Origin of the sequence: Lutibacter sp. A64, from assembly GCF_022429565.1 — a bacterium.
In the GTDB taxonomy this organism is placed as follows: domain Bacteria; phylum Bacteroidota; class Bacteroidia; order Flavobacteriales; family Flavobacteriaceae; genus Lutibacter.
Genome location: NZ_CP092487.1, coordinates 3492161 through 3509357 on the forward strand (window position 1 = coordinate 3492161; position 17197 = coordinate 3509357).

The 17197-nt window shown below is 28.8% G+C and carries 18 protein-coding genes and 1 riboswitch; of the genes, 11 read left to right on the forward strand and 7 right to left on the reverse strand.

What is annotated here, in order from left to right:
* Window positions 1–52 precede the first annotated feature (52 nt).
* From MKD41_RS14225 to MKD41_RS14250, 6 genes are all read right to left on the reverse strand, one after another.
* Complete coding sequence (locus MKD41_RS14225) at window positions 53–223, reverse strand: hypothetical protein (protein ID WP_240243009.1); 171 nt, start codon at window positions 221–223, stop codon at window positions 53–55.
* 65 nt (window positions 224–288) lie between these two features.
* Window positions 289–789: a CAP domain-containing protein gene (locus MKD41_RS14230; RefSeq protein ID WP_240243010.1), complete on the reverse strand. Its 501-nt coding sequence runs from the start codon at window positions 787–789 to the stop codon at window positions 289–291.
* 403 nt (window positions 790–1192) lie between these two features.
* Complete coding sequence (locus MKD41_RS14235) at window positions 1193–3223, reverse strand: M3 family metallopeptidase (RefSeq protein ID WP_240243011.1); 2031 nt, start codon at window positions 3221–3223, stop codon at window positions 1193–1195.
* Window positions 3224–3569: 346 nt separating this feature from the next.
* Entirely contained in the window at window positions 3570–4061 is a 492-nt protein-coding gene (purE, locus tag MKD41_RS14240) for a 5-(carboxyamino)imidazole ribonucleotide mutase (RefSeq protein WP_240243012.1), read from the reverse strand.
* A gap of 97 nt (window positions 4062–4158) precedes the next feature.
* Window positions 4159–5304, reverse strand: a complete 1146-nt coding sequence (locus MKD41_RS14245; protein WP_240243013.1) for a 5-(carboxyamino)imidazole ribonucleotide synthase — start codon at window positions 5302–5304, stop codon at window positions 4159–4161.
* A 57-nt stretch (window positions 5305–5361) separates the two neighbouring features.
* The gene (locus MKD41_RS14250; protein ID WP_240243014.1) at window positions 5362–5778 is read right to left on the reverse strand and encodes a hypothetical protein; all 417 of its coding nucleotides are present in this window, start codon (window positions 5776–5778) and stop codon (window positions 5362–5364) included.
* 120 nt (window positions 5779–5898) lie between these two features.
* Here MKD41_RS14250 and greA point away from each other — a divergent pair, with 120 nt between their 5' ends.
* Together greA and MKD41_RS14260 are read left to right on the forward strand one after the other, a co-directional pair.
* Window positions 5899–6372, forward strand: a complete 474-nt coding sequence (gene greA, locus MKD41_RS14255; RefSeq protein ID WP_240243015.1) for a transcription elongation factor GreA — start codon at window positions 5899–5901, stop codon at window positions 6370–6372.
* A gap of 88 nt (window positions 6373–6460) precedes the next feature.
* On the forward strand, window positions 6461–6850 hold the full coding sequence (locus tag MKD41_RS14260; protein ID WP_240243016.1) for an HIT family protein: 390 nt from the start codon (window positions 6461–6463) through the stop codon (window positions 6848–6850).
* A gap of 2 nt (window positions 6851–6852) precedes the next feature.
* Here the strand turns inward: MKD41_RS14260 and MKD41_RS14265 are convergent, their stop codons facing one another.
* A complete protein-coding gene (locus MKD41_RS14265; RefSeq protein WP_240243017.1) occupies window positions 6853–8001 on the reverse strand; it encodes a sensor histidine kinase in 1149 nt (382 codons plus the stop codon).
* Between the two features lie 212 nt (window positions 8002–8213).
* On the opposite strand from MKD41_RS14265, the gene MKD41_RS14270 reads away from it, so the two are divergent.
* The 9 genes from MKD41_RS14270 (at window position 8214) to MKD41_RS14310 (ending at window position 17127) form a co-directional block, all read left to right on the forward strand.
* Window positions 8214–8585: a DUF3127 domain-containing protein gene (locus tag MKD41_RS14270; RefSeq protein WP_240243018.1), complete on the forward strand. Its 372-nt coding sequence runs from the start codon at window positions 8214–8216 to the stop codon at window positions 8583–8585.
* 182 nt (window positions 8586–8767) lie between these two features.
* The gene (gene aat / locus MKD41_RS14275; RefSeq protein ID WP_240243019.1) at window positions 8768–9397 is read left to right on the forward strand and encodes a leucyl/phenylalanyl-tRNA--protein transferase; all 630 of its coding nucleotides are present in this window, start codon (window positions 8768–8770) and stop codon (window positions 9395–9397) included.
* 87 nt (window positions 9398–9484) lie between these two features.
* Window positions 9485–9811: a nucleotide pyrophosphohydrolase gene (locus MKD41_RS14280; protein ID WP_240243020.1), complete on the forward strand. Its 327-nt coding sequence runs from the start codon at window positions 9485–9487 to the stop codon at window positions 9809–9811.
* Between the two features lie 2 nt (window positions 9812–9813).
* Complete coding sequence (locus MKD41_RS14285) at window positions 9814–10053, forward strand: hypothetical protein (protein ID WP_240243021.1); 240 nt, start codon at window positions 9814–9816, stop codon at window positions 10051–10053.
* A gap of 116 nt (window positions 10054–10169) precedes the next feature.
* Complete coding sequence (locus MKD41_RS14290) at window positions 10170–11387, forward strand: 3-phosphoshikimate 1-carboxyvinyltransferase (protein WP_240243022.1); 1218 nt, start codon at window positions 10170–10172, stop codon at window positions 11385–11387.
* Window positions 11388–11561: 174 nt separating this feature from the next.
* Window positions 11562–12611 (forward strand): tRNA preQ1(34) S-adenosylmethionine ribosyltransferase-isomerase QueA, encoded by a 1050-nt coding sequence (gene queA, locus MKD41_RS14295; protein WP_240243023.1) that lies wholly within the window; start codon window positions 11562–11564, stop codon window positions 12609–12611.
* Between the two features lie 127 nt (window positions 12612–12738).
* A complete protein-coding gene (rlmN, locus tag MKD41_RS14300) occupies window positions 12739–13779 on the forward strand; it encodes a 23S rRNA (adenine(2503)-C(2))-methyltransferase RlmN (protein ID WP_240243024.1) in 1041 nt (346 codons plus the stop codon).
* A 223-nt stretch (window positions 13780–14002) separates the two neighbouring features.
* Window positions 14003–14218: riboswitch (cobalamin riboswitch) on the forward strand.
* A 37-nt stretch (window positions 14219–14255) separates the two neighbouring features.
* Window positions 14256–16088: a TonB-dependent receptor plug domain-containing protein gene (locus MKD41_RS14305; RefSeq protein ID WP_240243025.1), complete on the forward strand. Its 1833-nt coding sequence runs from the start codon at window positions 14256–14258 to the stop codon at window positions 16086–16088.
* 4 nt (window positions 16089–16092) lie between these two features.
* Window positions 16093–17127 (forward strand): YncE family protein, encoded by a 1035-nt coding sequence (locus MKD41_RS14310; RefSeq protein WP_240243026.1) that lies wholly within the window; start codon window positions 16093–16095, stop codon window positions 17125–17127.
* The last annotated feature ends 70 nt before the right edge of the window (window positions 17128–17197 follow it).

The window sequence follows — 17197 nt, forward strand, 5'->3', positions numbered from 1 at the left end:
CCGTTGTGGGGACGACAATTTTCTCAGGGAATTTATTTGCGGCTGCTTCTTTTTATAACATACTTTTAAAAGTTGTTATTATTTCATCTTTATTGTTCTTAAAGTTGAAATTTGGAGTTAAAGTGTTAATATGTAATTTATGATTAACACTTTTATTTTTTAATGAACTTTTTACTACTTTTAAAAGAGGTACTTTGCTGTTTATTAAACTTGCTGTTTTCATTTAAATCTTTTTTAGTAAAATTAATTGTAATTAAAAAATAGTTGCTGTGGGGTTCTTTATGTGTTTTATTTTTTTATAAAAATATGCGTAAAATAGTTTCTGCCTTTTTCATCGGATTTTGTTGATATACCAAAATGAGTGGTATCAGGGTTTTCTATATTTTTTTTATGTTCAGTACTATTAAGCCAACCATTTACAACTGCTTGAGCTGTGCTATAACCATAAGCAACATTTTCTGAAACAAATTTTGCTCCAGCATTAGTTATTAAATTTTGTGCTCTTATATTAAAATTAGCATGGCTAACTTCTCCATTAGTAATCATAAAATTTGTATGAGTATCTGCCTCACTAGAAATAATATTTAATACTTTAAGAGTAGATAAGTTATTTTCACTTCTATAGGCGTTAATTAAGTTTAAAATTTCGGTTTCAATGTCTGAATACACTTTAACAGTTGTTGTTTCTTCAACTTTACTTGCTTCAAATAATTCAACATCTTCATCAGCAGAAGAACAAGAACAAAAAAATGATAAAAATAATACGAAGGTAATATATAGGGGTTTCATTTTTGTGGGGTTTAAGTTGGGGTTGATTTAATGTATTGGGTATAGTTTATTTAATTTTGGGGTTAAAAAAAACAACAGCAAGTGATATTCTTACAGAATATTTCGCTGTTGTTTTTGGATTATTAGGGGTATTTAATCTAAAAAAATTCATGATAAAATTGTTGGGGTTATGAATTTATACTACAAAGATATGTTTAAAAAGAGTATAAAACAAAAAAATAACCATTTATATGTCAAAACATACCATTTATTCTATTTCTGATGTGTTTTGTATGGTTTTTAATTACTTTAGTAGGGTGAAATCGTACCGTTTATACTTAATAAGGAATAGAAAGAGTTTGTTGAATGAGTATAAAAAAAGTGAATTTTTCTAAAAATCACTTTTTTTATACTCTGATTTTTGTTAGTTGAATAAACCAGCTCTTTTTAATAATGCAGTGTTATCTGGTTTTTTACCTCTAAATTGTTTGTAGAGCTTCATAGGTTTTTTTGTACCTCCTTTTTCTAAGATATTCGATTTAAATTTTTTAGCGGTTTCTTTATTAAAAATACCGTTTTCTAAAAATAGTGCAAATGCATCTGCATCTAAAACTTCGGCCCATTTATAAGAATAATAGCCAGAAGAATAACCTCCTTGAAAAATATGAGAAAATGAAGTGCTCATACAGTTTTCTTTTACATCCGGAAATAGTTGTGTACTTTTAAATGAATCTAATTCAAAGTTTTTAACATTTTTTATGGTTGATGGATCTTTACTATGCCATTTCATGTCTAAAATACCAAAGCTTAACTGACGTAAGGTTTGTGTGCCTTCTAAAAAGTTTGAAGACTTTTTAATTTTATTAATTAATTCCATTGGAATAAGTTCGTCGGTTTGATAGTGTTTGGCAAACAAGTTAAGCGCTTCTTTTTCAAAGCACCAATTTTCAAATATTTGACTAGGTAGTTCTACAAAATCCCAATACACATTAGTTCCAGATAAGCTTGGGTAGGTGGTGTTAGCTAACATACCATGTAAAGCATGTCCAAATTCGTGAAATAATGTGGTAACTTCATTAAAGGTTAATAACGATGGTTTTGTTTCAGTAGGTTTAGTAAAGTTACAAACTATTGAAATATGTGGTCTAGAGTTTTCATTATCTTTTTTCCATTGTCCTTTAAAAGAAGTCATCCAAGCACCGTTTCTTTTTCCTTTTCTTGGGAAAAAATCTGCATACAATATTGCAATATAATTACCATCGGTATCTGTAACCTTATATGTTTTTACATCTTTATGGTAGGTGTCAATTGTAGTTATTTCTTCAAATTTTAAATCGTATAATTTAGTTGAAATTTCAAAAACGCCAGCAATAACATTTTCTAATTTAAAATAAGGTTTTAATTTTTCTTCTTCTAAATCGAACAATTCTTTTTTTAATTTTTCTGAATAATAAGAACTATCCCATTTTTGGAGCTGTGTAATACCATCTTTTTTTGCAATTTCAGAAAGTTGTTTAAATTCTTTTTCGGCTGCTGGTTTTGCTTTTTCTAATAAATCATTTAAAAAAGTATTTACTGTTTGTGGTGTTTCAGCCATTCTTTCTTCTAATACAAAATCTGCGTGCGATTTGTATCCTAATAAAACAGCTCTTTTATGTCTTAAGTTAGCAATGTCTAAAACAATTTGCTGATTGTCATTTTTATTATTTCTAAATGCTTTAGCTCCAAAAGCAAGCGCCATTTTTTTTCTGAGTTTTCGGCTTTCAGCATAGGTTAAAAATGGAACATAACTTGGGTAGTCTAAAGTAAAAATCCAACCGTTTTTATTTTTTTGTTTGGCTGTTAATTTTGCAGCTTCAATTACACCTTCAGGTAAACCTTTTAGTTGTTCTTTTTTTGTTAAATGCAATTCAAAATCATGGGTTTCAGCTAAAACATTTTCTCCAAATTTTAATTTTAATTGAGAAAGCTCTGTATCTATTTTTCTTAACTCATTTTTTTGATCTTCATTTAAATTTGCTCCATTTCTAACAAAACTTTTATATTTATTAGTTAAAAGCATGTCTTGTTCTTCGGTTAACTTTAGAGCATCTTTATTTAGATAAATTAACTTTATTCTTTTAAATAAATCTTCATTTAAGGTAATGTCGTTTGAAAATTCAGTTAACATAGGAGATACTTCTTGAGCAATTTTTTGAATTTCTTCTGAAGTTTCAGCTGAATTTAGGTTAAAAAAAATGCTTGAAATTCTATCTAATTGTTGGCCGCTAAACTCTAAAGCTTCAATAGTATTTTCAAACGTAGGAACACTTTTATTTTTTGTTATTTCGTTAATTTCTGTTTTTGCAATGTGTATAGCTTCAATAAAAGCCGGTTTAAAATGCTCATTTTTAATTTTTGAAAAAGGAGCAGATGTATATAAAGTATCAAATTTTTGTAACAATGGATTTTTCATAGTTATAGAAACGTATTTTAATTTTTTACAAAGGTATTACTTAAGTTTACTTTTAGTATTAATAAAATTATAAAATGAAGGTCTTTTTTATAATTAGAAAATATTGTTTTAAAGAGAAATTAGTATAATTTTTTTTCAAATTAAACGTTTTATTATAAACGATTACTGAAAAATTAAATACAATTTCTAGTTGAAACTTTAATAGAGAAAGTCTAATTTATTAAAAATTATAAATAATTTAAAAATGAAAAATAAAAGCAATAAATTAATTGTAAATACCATTGCTCCAAAATTTATTTATAAAAATAAAAAAGGAGTTATTATTTTGCCTAAAACAGGGATTTCTTTATAGTTTGTCTTTAATGTTTTCTGAAGCCTTAATTACTTTGGTTTTTAGGTTTTCTTTGTAAAGTACTATTTTATCGAGTACTACTTTATTTGAACTTCCAATAATTTGGGCAGCTAATATACCTGCGTTTTGTGCACCATCTAAAGCAACTGTAGCTACAGGAACTCCGCCAGGCATTTGAAGTATTGATAATACAGAATCCCAGCCATCTATAGAATTTCTCGATTTTACAGGGACTCCAATAATAGGTAGCGGACTCATAGAAGCTACCATTCCCGGTAAGTGTGCAGCACCACCAGCACCCGCAATTATAACTGATATTCCTCTTTTGTGGGCATTTTTTGCATAATCGAATAATTTTTCAGGGGTTCTATGTGCTGAAACAATGTCAACTTCAGTTTCAATATCAAAACTTTTTAAAATATCAATTGCTTGTTGCATTATTGGAAGATCAGAATCGCTTCCCATTATTATTCCTACTTTACTCATTTATTTTAGTTTAAAAGTTTAAAAGTTGAAAGTTTAAAAAAATCGAAAGCTGAAAGTTTAATTCTAATTAGATGTAACCTTTCCCTTCTTCAGACTTCTATTTACTAACAACTCTAATTGTATTTTTTACTTTTTCAGCAATTTTGTGTGCTTCTGTTATATCATTATTTACAATAGTTACATGGCCCATTTTTCTAAATGGTCTGGTTTGTTTTTTTCCATAAATATGAGGTGTTACACCATCCATTTTTAGAATTTCTTCCATATTTTTATAAACCACATCACCCGAAAATCCTTCTTCACCAACTAAATTAACCATAATTCCTGCAACTTTACTTTCGGTATTTCCTAAAGGTAAATTTAAAATGCTTCTAACGTGTTGTTCAAACTGGCTAGTGTAAGAAGCTTCAATGCTATAATGGCCACTGTTGTGTGTTCTTGGAGCTACTTCATTAACCAATATTTCATCATTTTCAGTTTGAAATAATTCAACAGCTAACAAGCCAATATGTTTAAAAGATTCAGCAACTTTTAAGGCAATATTTCTAGCTTTATTAGCAATTTCATTAGAAATTCTTGCCGGACAAATAACATATTCAACCTGATTGGCCTCTGGATGAAATTCCATTTCTACTACCGGATATGTTTTTACTTCTCCATTTTTATTTCTGGCAACTATAACAGCAAGTTCATTTTTAAACGGAATTAGCTCTTCAATTATACAATCTGTATCAGCTAAAGCATTTAAATCGTTACTGTTTTTTACAATTTTAACACCAGTTCCATCATAACCAAATTGAGCAGATTTCCATACAAAAGGAAATTGTAAGGTTTCTTTTTGTAATTCTTCTAAAGTAGAAAATCGTTTGTGAGGTGAAGTTGGAATATTATTTTTTACAAAAAAATCTTTCTGTTTTCCTTTATGCTGAATTATTTGTAAAACACTAGGTTGTGGGTATATTTCTAAGCCTTCGGCTTCTAATTTTAATAGTGCTTCTGTATTTACATGTTCAATTTCAATAGTTAGTAAATCTACTTTTTTACCAAAATTGTAAACTGTATCAAAATCTAGTAAGTTGCCTTGATGAAATTCGTTACAGATTTGCGCGCAAGGAGCATCTTTTGCACCGTCTAAAATAGCTGTATAAATATCGAATTTATGCGTTTCGGTTAACAGCATTTTTCCTAATTGACCACCGCCTAAAACGCCTAATTTAAAATTTGATGAGAAATAATTTTTCACTTTTTAATGCTTTCGGACAAAAATAGTAATCTGATTTAATTTAATTGGTATCTAAACTTAAAAGTTTGAAATATTTAAAGTTGAACCACTTTTTGTTACTCGGTATTCTCTGGCAAAATAATGGTTTCCTTCGGTTTGAGGAGATCCATCGTAAATGCTATATTCACTTTCGTCGCAAGAGCATTTTAGTCTGAGGCTACCATCAAAAGTCATAGGAGTATTACAGTCGTAATTTGGACAAGCTCTTTCAAAAGCTTTGTATGGCGGGTTTCCAACACCTGTGTTTTGAATAATAATACCTTGTATTCCACCATTTGTGTATGTCCAGCCGCCAGGAACTTGAAGGTCTATATATTGTGGTAAATTTAAATTTATAGTTTCGCTAAAACTAAATTCAGGTAAAATATCGTTTGTTTCATTTTTTTCGCAAGAGATGGAAAAAAGTATTAAAAACAACAGTAAAAATTTTCTCATATATTTTAAGCTACGTTTGTTGTTAAACGTGTGCAATTTACAAATATTTCGTATATTTGTTTTAAATCTCATTCTGGTTCTCAGTTTTGAGATTTTTTGTATTTAATAAAATGATAAGTTATGAGTAAAATTTCGTATTATTCTGAAGAAGGAATGAGAAATCTAAAGAAAGATTTAGAGTATTTAGAAACTGTAGAACGTCCAAGAGTGAGTAATGACATTGCCGAAGCAAGAGATAAAGGAGATTTAAGCGAAAATGCCGAATATCATGCTGCAAAAGAAGAACAATCTCTTTTGGAGTTAAAAATAGCAAAGCTAAAAGAAGTTATTTCAAATGCAAGAATTATTGATGAATCTAAATTAGACACTTCTAAAATATTAATCCATTCTAAAGTAAAATTAAAGAATACCGCTAATGGTATGGAGTTTAATTATACCTTAGTTGCAGATTCTGAAACTAACATTAAAGAAGGAAAGCTGTCTGTAAATTCTCCTATAGGAAAAGGGCTACTTGGTAAAAAAGTAGGTGAAACGGCCGAAATTCAAGTGCCAAGCGGTATGTTAACTTTTGAAATTTTGGAAATTTCTAGATAGTAGATAGTTAACAAAAATTAAATTTTTTAAAACCCTTTTCAATTGTCAAATTGAGAAGGGTTTCTTATTTTTGGTTAAAATTAAATGTATGAGTTCTATATTTACAAAAATTATAAATGGAGAAATTCCATCGTATAAAATTGCTGAAAATGAAGATTTTTATGTCTTTTTAGATATTAATCCAAATGCAAAAGGACATACCTTAGTAGTGCCAAAAAAAGAAGTAAATAAATTGTTTGATTTAGAGGAAACACTTTATACAAAATTATTTAGTTATTCTAGAAAAATTGCAAAAGCTATTGAAAAAACCATACCGTGTGAACGTGTTGGATTAGCTGTTGTAGGTTTAGAAGTTCCACATGTACATGTACATTTAGTTCCACTACAAAAAATGGAAGATATTCAGTTTATTAAAAAAGTAACAATGAGTGCAGATGAGTTTGAAGCTACAGCAAAAGCAATAGCGGCAAATTTATAAGGTTATTTTTTTAATACAATTAAAAAGGTAGTTCCTTTCTTTAATTCAGACTTTAAAACAGCTATTTTCCCATTGTGGTAATCTTCTATTATACGTTTTGCTAAGGATAATCCCAATCCCCATCCGCGTTTTTTAGTTGTAAATCCGGGTGAAAATATTTTTTGCTGTAAGTGTTTTGGAATGCCTTTTCCTGTATCTGCAATTTTAATTTTTACATTTTTAGAATCTTCTGTAATAGAAAGGTTTATTTTACCTTTTCCTTCCATAGAATCAATGGCGTTTTTGATTAAATTTTCAATAACCCAGCTAAAAAGTTGCAGGTTTATTTCTGCAAAAATTTCAGAATTAGTAGTTTTAAAATTAAAAATAACTTGTTTAGAACTTCTAGATTTTAAATAATTAAAAGCGTTGCTTGTAGCTTTAACAATATTGCTTTTTTTAAGCACAGGAATAGAGCCTATTTTAGAAAATCGTTCGGCAATTGTGTTTAACCGATTAACATCATTTTCAATTTCTTGAACGGTACTTTCATCTGTGTTTTCAAGTCTTAAAATTTCAATCCAGCCTAATAAAGACGACAATGGTGTGCCAATTTGATGTGCTGTTTCTCTAGCCATACCTGTCCATAGTTTATTTTGATCTGCAATTTTATTAGACTTAAAGAATAGGTAAATTACACTTGCAAATAAAAATAAAATTAGAATTAATGCAATAGGATAGTATTTCAATTTGGTAAGTAAATCAGAATCTCTATAATAGATTAATTGTTTTGTATTACCTCTTGTATGACTTACCGTTACCGGAGGGTTTTGGTCTTTCATTAGCGCCAATTGCTTTTCTAAATAAGCAGTTTTTTTTATTTTAGTAGAGTCTAAATTTGCCCATAAAGTAATACTGTCTTTTTCGTTGGTAATAATCATAGGAATATTATTGTTTTTTCCTATAATTTTATCTTCTAAAGAAAAATCAGCATTTAAATCAAAAGAACTAAAGCGTTCGTATGCACCAGCTAATATTTCCATTTTAGCGCGTTCTTCAGTTTTAAATTTTTGAAAGAAAACATACGTATTCCATAAAATAAGAGTAACTATAATAAAAGATGTTATTATTACCGTCCAACGTATTATTTGTACATTTTTATATGAATTCATTATCCAAATATAGAATATATGTTACATATAACTTAAAAAACAAAACCTTATTATTAGAAGTTTAATTTTTTTTGATGTTAATAAGTTTACAAAATAAGCTAAGTGATATTTTGGTTTTGATGTTGTAAAAAAATTACATTTGTGAAATCTATTTTAGAGAAAAAAACGAAAGATTTGGTGTGTTAAACACCTTTAATGAAAAAATTTGAAACATGGAAGTTACTGGAAAAATTAAATTAATAAACGATGAGCAAACGTTTGGTGCAAGTGGTTTTAGAAAAAGAGAGATGGTTGTTACTACAAATGAACAATATCCACAAATGTTGCTAATTGAATTTGTTCAAGATAAGTGTGATTTGTTAAATAATTATAAAGTAGGACAAGACGTAAAAGTTTCTATAAACTTACGCGGTAGAGAATGGATAAATCCTGAAGGAGTTGCTAAATATTTTAATGCAATACAAGGATGGAGAATAGAAGCAATACAAGAAGAAGGAGCACAAGGCGCTGCACCAGCACCATTAGATAATTTAGAAACAACCTCTAATGTTGATGATAACGAACCAGATGACTTACCTTTTTAAGGAAGTGTAAATATTTTAAAAACTGTCTAAAAAGTTTTGAAAATGCATCATGCTAAACTTGTTTTAGCATCTCAATACTGATATAAATTGGATTGAGAACCTAAAATTAAAAATAGGTTGACCAGATTTTTACTTTTCAGACAGTTTTTTTGTTTCTATATATTTGTAAAAAAACAGCGTAAATGTATCTACTTTCAAAAGATTTAGTTTTTCCACCAGTTGAATTAGCAAACAAAGATGGTTTGTTAGCAGTTGGTGGCGATTTGTCTTTAGAACGTTTAATATTGGCTTATAAAAGTGGTATTTTTCCTTGGTACAATCCCGGAGAGCCTATTATTTGGTACAGTCCAAAAGAACGAATGGTATTGTTTCCAAAAGATTTAAAAATTTCTAAAAGTATGCGACAACTTATTAAAAAAAATAAGTTTAAAGTTACTTTTAATCAGAATTTTGAAGCGGTTATTTCAAATTGCAAAACTATAGAAAGAGAAGGGCAAGGTGGAACTTGGATAACCGATGAAATGCAAGAAGCTTATATAAAACTTCATAAGCAAGGGATTGCAAAATCTGTAGAAGTATGGCTTGAAAATGAGTTAGTTGGTGGTTTGTATGGCGTAGATTTAGGAACTGTTTTTTGTGGAGAAAGTATGTTTAGCAAAGTAAGTAATACTTCAAAATTAGCGTTTATTTATTTAGTTCAAAAACTAGAGAAAGAAAACTATAAATTAATAGATTGTCAAGTTTACAATCCGCATTTAGAAAGTTTAGGGGCCGATGAAATTTCTAGAGAAGAATTTTTAACCTATTTATAGAACAGTTATTGAAACTTTTTTAAAAAGAACGTTACTATAATTTTAATAGAACTTCATTACCTTTGACTTTTAATAAAATACCACAAAATGGATATAAAAAATGCACAAAAAGCTGTTGATAATTGGATTAATGAACATGGAGTTCGTTATTTTAATGAATTAACAAATATGGCTCAACTAACCGAAGAAGTTGGAGAAGTAGCACGTATTATTGCACGTAGATATGGTGAGCAAAGTGAAAAAGAAAGTGATAAAAACAAAGATTTAGGAGAAGAATTAGCTGATGTTGTTTTTGTAGTTTTATGTTTAGCAAACCAAACTGGAATAGATTTACAAGCAGCATTTGATAAAAAAATGGATATTAAAACAGAACGAGATCACGATCGTCATCATAATAATAAAAAATTAAAATAATTATGAATCAATATAAAAATGCATCTTTTTTAGATTTAACAATTAGGTTTGGAGCCGGATTTTTAGTGCTATTTTCAATAGTAAAAATAGGGTTAAAAATATTTAGAGCAGGAGGTTTTAATGAGATGATTGCTGCTTATTTTGGACCTGATAATTGGTACATATTTGTAGGTCAAATTTTGTTAGGCTCGTTGTTTTATGGTCTTTTTATGGCGGGTTATTATAAGTTTATTAAAAAATAAAACATATGCTTCGCTAAATTTGGATACTGTTTTTTGAACATTAACTTTGCGGAAAAATTAAAAATAAATGTGCTTACCACTAAATGGTATTATTAATAAAATGTAAATTTTAATCTATGGAATTGTTGAAAATTGATAAAATAAATAATACTATTTGCCAAAATATTGAAATTACTGGATCTAAAAGTGAAACAAATAGATTGTTGATTTTACAACAATTTTATCCAAATTTAAACATCGAAAATATTTCAAATTCAGACGATTCTAAACTAATGCAAAAAGCATTAGCTAGTACTTTAAACGAGATTAATATTGGGCACGCAGGTACTGCTATGCGGTTTTTAACTTCGTATTTTTCGGTAAAAGAAAATTCTGAAATAGTACTTACAGGTTCGCATAGAATGAAAAATAGGCCTATTAAAATTTTAGTAGATGCCTTAACTTCATTGGGAGCAAAAATAGAATACGTAGAAAAAGAAGGGTATCCTCCGTTAAAAATTACTGGAAAAAAATTAACAAAAAGTTTTGTTGAAATTGAAGGAAATGTAAGCAGTCAATACATAACATCTTTACTTTTAATAGCACCAACTTTAGAAAACGGACTGCAACTAAAATTTAAAGGGGCAATTACATCTGTGCCATATATTAAAATGACCTTAACTTTGTTGGCTGAACTGGGAGTGAACCTTTCTTGGAACGATGATACTATTTCTATTCAACCAAAGCCAACTATAAATTCTAAAACTGTAGTAGTAGAGTCTGACTGGAGTTCGGCATCCTATTATTATGGTTTGTGCGCTTTAAGTCCTAATTCTAAAATAATATTGTCTTCATACAAAAAAAATAGTCTACAAGGCGATTCAGTTTTAGCCGAAATTTATAAGAATTTTGGAGTAGAAACTATTTTTGAAAATAATAAAATAGTACTTGCAAACAAGCAAACTACAACTAATAGTGTGCAACCACTTAATTTAAATTTAATTGGAGCTCCAGATATTGCTCAAACAATTGTTGTTACTTGTTTTGGTTTAAAAAGAGAATGTTTTTTAACAGGACTTCATACGTTAAAAATTAAAGAAACTGATAGATTGGTGGCTTTAAAAAACGAAATTGAAAAATTAGGAGGGGAAGTTATAATTACAAATGAAACCTTGCATTTAAAACCAGCTACTAAATTTAATAAAAATATAGCAATAGCTACTTACGATGATCATAGAATGGCTATGGCTTTTGCCCCATTAGCATTAAAGGTTCCGCTTCAAATTGAAGATCCAAATGTGGTGTCAAAATCGTACCCAACTTTTTGGGAAGACTTCAAAAAATGCACTTTATAGTATGTTTAATATTCTCAATTACAAAGTTTTATTGCAAATCACTTGACAACGCCTATGCCGATGTTGTATATTTGCGCTCATTCAATAAAAATAAGAGTATTTGTACTTTGCTTAAATTATAGAATTTAGTAATTATACAACTGCTTTTATAATACTAAAAAATAAAAATCACATATGAAATTATCACATTTTAAGTTTGAATTACCAGAAGATTTATTAGCTGAATATCCTGCAGAACATAGAGATGAATCTAGATTAATGGTGTTAAATAGAAAAGAAAAAACTATTGAACACAAACAATTTAAAGATTTAATCAACTACTTTGATGAAGGCGATTTAATGATTTTAAATAATACAAAGGTTTTTCCAGCACGTATGTATGGCGAAAAAGAAAAGACTGGTGCAAGAATTGAAGTGTTTTTATTAAGAGAATTAAATGCAGAAAGCAGATTGTGGGATGTTTTAGTAGATCCAGCTAGAAAAATAAGAATTGGTAACAAATTATTTTTTGGTGATGATGAAAGCTTAGTTGCTGAAGTTATTGATAATACAACTTCTAGAGGAAGAACATTACGTTTTTTATATGATGGCTCTTATGAAGAATTTAGAAAAAAATTAGAAGAATTAGGAGAAACTCCACTGCCAAAATTTATTAAAAGAGCAGTAACTCCAGAAGATGAAGAGCGTTACCAAACAATTTATGCAAAACACGAAGGTGCAGTAGCAGCTCCAACAGCTGGTTTACACTTTTCTAAACATTTAATGAAACGTTTAGAAATTAAAGGTGTCGATTTTGCTGAAGTTACATTGCATGTTGGTTTAGGTACTTTTAGTCCGGTTGAAGTAGAAGATTTATCAAAACATAAAATGGACTCTGAACAAGCTATTATTTCAGATGAAACAGTTTCTGTTGTTAATAATGCTATAGATTCTAAAAGAAGAGTTTGTGCAGTTGGAACAACTGTTATGAGAGCTATTGAAAGCTCTGTGTCTTCAAATAGTCGCTTAAATGCTTTTAATGGTTGGACCAATAAATTTATTTTCCCTCCTTATGATTTTAGTATAGCAAATTGTATGATTACAAATTTCCATACTCCAAAATCTACATTAATGATGCAGGCAGCTGCTTTTGCTGGTTATGATTTTTTAATGGAAGCCTATGAAGAAGCTGTTAAAGAAAAATATAAATTTTACTCGTATGGAGATGCGATGTTAATCATCTAATAAAATTATTTTTTTAAAAGTTTAATTGTCTAAAAAGTAAGATTTTCGTCAACCTGAAACAGACTGGTTCAGAATGAAGGTTTTTTACACTTTTTAGACAATTTATTTTCTAAACGAGAACCAATAAATGAGTACAAAAAAAGATATACGCGCATTAACCAAAACAGAATTACGAGATTTCTTTGTTGAAAATGGTGATAAAGCATTTAGAGGAAACCAAGTGTATGAATGGTTATGGAGTAAAAGTGCACATTCTTTTGAAGAAATGACAAATATTTCAAAAGATACACGACAAATGCTCGAAACTAATTTTGTAATTAATCATATTGAAGTTGATGATATGCAACGCAGTGCTGATGGAACTGTAAAAAATGCTGTACGTTTACACGATGGTTTAGTGGTAGAATCTGTGTTAATACCTACTGGAAGCAGAACAACAGCTTGTGTGTCTAGCCAAGTTGGTTGTAGTTTAGATTGTAGCTTCTGTGCAACGGCGCGTTTAAAGAAAATGCGTAACCTTAATCCCGATGAAATTTACGATCAAGTTGCAGCAATAAACCAAGAGAGTTTATTGTATTACAATCATAAATTATCAAACATTGTTTTTATGGGAATGGGAGAGCCCTTAATGAATTATAACAATGTATTAAAATCTATAGAAAAAATTACTTCAGAAGAAGGCTTGGGAATGTCTCCAAAAAGAATTACGGTTTCTACTTCAGGAGTTCCTAAAATGATAAAAAAATTAGCAGATGATGAAGTTAAATTTAATTTAGCAGTTTCATTACACTCTGCCATAGATGAGGTTAGGTCTAAAATAATGCCTTTTAGTAAAGCATTTCCGTTAACAGATTTAAAAGAATCTATAGAATATTGGTATGCAAAAACAAACAGCAGAGTTACTTACGAATATGTTGTTTGGAAAGGAATTAACGATACAAAAGAAGCCATAAATGCTTTGGTTAAATTTTGTAAATATGTGCCTTGTAAAGTTAATTTAATTGAATACAATCCAATTGACGATGGTGAGTTTCAACAAGCAAATCCACAGGCAATAGACGATTATATAAGCATTTTAGAAATGAACGATATAATTGTTAACGTTAGACGAAGTAGAGGGAAAGATATTGATGCCGCTTGTGGGCAATTAGCAAATAAGAAAAGCTAGATTTTTTGTAGCGGTTATTTTTTAATAACTTTCTAAAGTTTAAAGCAAATTGTACTTAAACGTCTTACTGAGCTTGTCTCAGTATCTCATAATTTATATATACAAATTTTATTAACTACAAATGTTAACTTGTACATATATTTTAAATTAAGAAGTGTATAGGTTGATGCGAAATTCGGCTAAATTTAGGTTTATTAAACGTAGATAGATTAATATTTAGTTATATATTTGCTGCATGTTTGGTTTTGCATTTATTTTTTAAATGTGAATTAAAAGGGAATTCTGTTAAATTCAGAAGCTGTTCCCGCAACTGTAAGCTAAGTCTTTTTATAAAGATGCTTTTTGTTACATAACTTCAAAATAACCACTGCATTGTAAAGTGTGGGAAGGTTAACAAAAAGACGCGAGCCAGGAGACCTGCCAGAAAATAACAACTTAATTACAAGTTAGTTGTCGGGAGAAACAACATTTTAATTATGAGATATTTTTTAATTTTAGTTGTGTTTTTTTATAGTTTCGCATTGTTTTCGCAAGAAAAGAAAGCTGAAGCTTTAGATACTGTTTATCTAAAATCTGTTAAAATAATAGAAAAATCTATCGGTCAAAAAACAACTATTTTATCTAAAAAAACAATTCAAAATTATAGCCCACAATTAACAGAAGTCTTAAATTTTGAAACGTCCATTTCTTTTAAAGAAAATGGTTTAGGAATGGTTTCTTCACCTTCTTTTAGAGGAACCACGGCACAGCAAACAGCTGTGGTTTGGAATGGAATAAATATTAATTCTCAATTTTTAGGTCAAACAGATTTTAATACAATTAGTACTGCTAGTTTTGATGAAATTGTTATTAGGCCTGGAGGCGGAAGCACACAATTTGGAACTGGAACTATTGGTGGAAGTATAAATTTAAATAATAATTTTTCTTTTGAGCAACAAGATCAACTAACTGTAAATGCCAGTTATGGTAGTTTTAACACTAAAGAAATTGGTCTAAAAGCAAGCACTTCAACTTCAAATTTAAATGTTAATGGTGGTTTAGCTTATTTTGATTCTGATAACGATTATAAATATGCCAATTCCAATCAAAAAAATGAAAACGGAGAATTCTATAATAAATCGGCCTTTTTAAATGGAGCTTATAAATTTAATTCAAAACAACAACTTAAATTATACTCTTCATTATTTAATGGTTTACGTCATTTTTCTATTTTAGAAACCACGCAAAGTAGAACTAAATATAAAGATGAAACGTTAAGGTTAATGTTTGAGTATAATGGTGTGTTTAACAAGTTTTTTATCAATACAAAAACAGCTTTAATCAATGAAGATTATACCTACTTTCCAGATGTAACTACAGATAGCGATTTAAGTACTGGAACTGCGTTTTCTAAAATTATTAAAAATGAATTTGGCTATAAAATAAACAAGGCTTTTTTATTAAAAGCGTTTATTAATTATAACAATACTTTGGGTAAAGGTTCTAATTATAATAACGAAAAAAGAGAAGTTTTTACTTTAGGTACATATTTTAAGCACAATATAACGGATAAGTTAGTGTACCAACTTACTGTTAATAGTGATAATACTTCTAATTATGAGAGTCCGTTGTTATTTACTTTTGGTTCAGAATTTAAGGTTAGTCCGCACTATAAAATTAGTATTCATAGCTCTAAAAATTATAGAGTGCCAACTTTAAACGATTTGTTTTGGCCAGGAGCAGGAAATCCAGATTTAAAACCTGAAACTTCGTTGCAATACGAATTAACCAATACATTTATTTTTAATCATTTTAACTTCAAATTAACGGGGTATTATAATAATGTAAAAGATTTAATTGTCTGGTTACCAGTTTCTAGTACGGTTTGGAAACCTACAAATACCAATAAAGTTTTAATAAAAGGAGTAGAAGCAGAAGTAGCTTATAGTCACTTTTTTGGCAATCATTACCTTAAAAGCAGTTTGTCTTACGCCTATACAAAATCTCAAAATAAAGAAACCAATAAACAGTTAACATACGTTCCTTATCATAAAACGGTATTGTCTGTTTTATACAATTACAAAAGACTAAATCTAAATCTAAATAATAATTATACAGGTGTTGTTTATACCCAAACCGATAACAATAAAAAAACAGCTTTAGATCCGTACTTATTAACAAATTTAAATTTTGGAGTTGCTTTAGATTTCAAAAAAGCAATACATATTGGCTTTAAAATAAAAAACCTTTGGAATACAACTTACCAAAGTGTTGCTTATAAACCAATGCCTTTAAGAAATTATCAATTTTATTTAACACTAAATATTTAACACAATGAAAAACCAATTTTTTAAAACTTTATTAGTTTTATTATCAATTACTATGTTTGTATCCTGTGATGATGATTCATCAGGTGAAGTTTATGTGCCTAAGGGCGATTATGATTTAGGATTTATAGTATCTAATGAAGGAAATTTCGGTACGCCAACTGCTTCTGTAAGTTATATTTCAGAAGATTTATTAGAATCGGCTAACGATGTTTATTCAACAGTAAATAACAATGCAGCTTTAGGCGATGTATTACAAAGTATTACGTTTGAAGATGATTATGCGTATTTAGTTCTAAATAATAGCAACAAAATTGAAGTTGTTGATAGATATACTTTTACACAAGTAACAACAATTACTGAAAATATTAGTGGTCCAAGATATGCTGAAGTTGAAGATGGTAAATTATATATTTCTAATTCAGGAACATCAAGTATTGGAGTTTACAATATTTCAGATTTTAGCTATAATACTTCTATTGAAATTGGAAGTACTGTAGAACAAATTATTATAGAAGATGGCTTTATGTATGTACAAAATGCAGCATTTGGTTATGGAAATACTATAACTGTTGTTAATCTTACTACAAATACAATTGTTAAAACAATTACTACAGGAGATGGCTTAAATTCTATGGAAGAAGAAGATGGAGTAATTTATGCAATGCATACAACTGGAGTTACTAAAATTAGTACATCTACTAATGACATTATAGGAGAGATTACAGTAGGAGGAACATTAACAAGTCCAAGTCAAATAGATATTGAAGATGGAATGATTTATTTTATTTCAGGGTCTAAAATTTATGCATCAAGTATAAATAGTACCGAGTTTTCAGATACTCCTTTAGTTGATACAAATGTAGAAGGTCCATCTTGGTTTATTGGGTATGGTTTTGCTGTAGAAAACGATAAAATATTTTATTCAGATGTAAATGGTTTTTCTGAAAACAGTGAATTATTAATTTACGATTTACAAGGTGTGTTTTTAAAATCAATTACTACTGGAGTTGGTTCAAACAACGTTTATTTTAACGATTAAGTTTTAATTTTTCAACCTTAAAAAAGTCCTATTATTTTAAAATTTTAGGACTTTTTTTATTTAGGTTAGT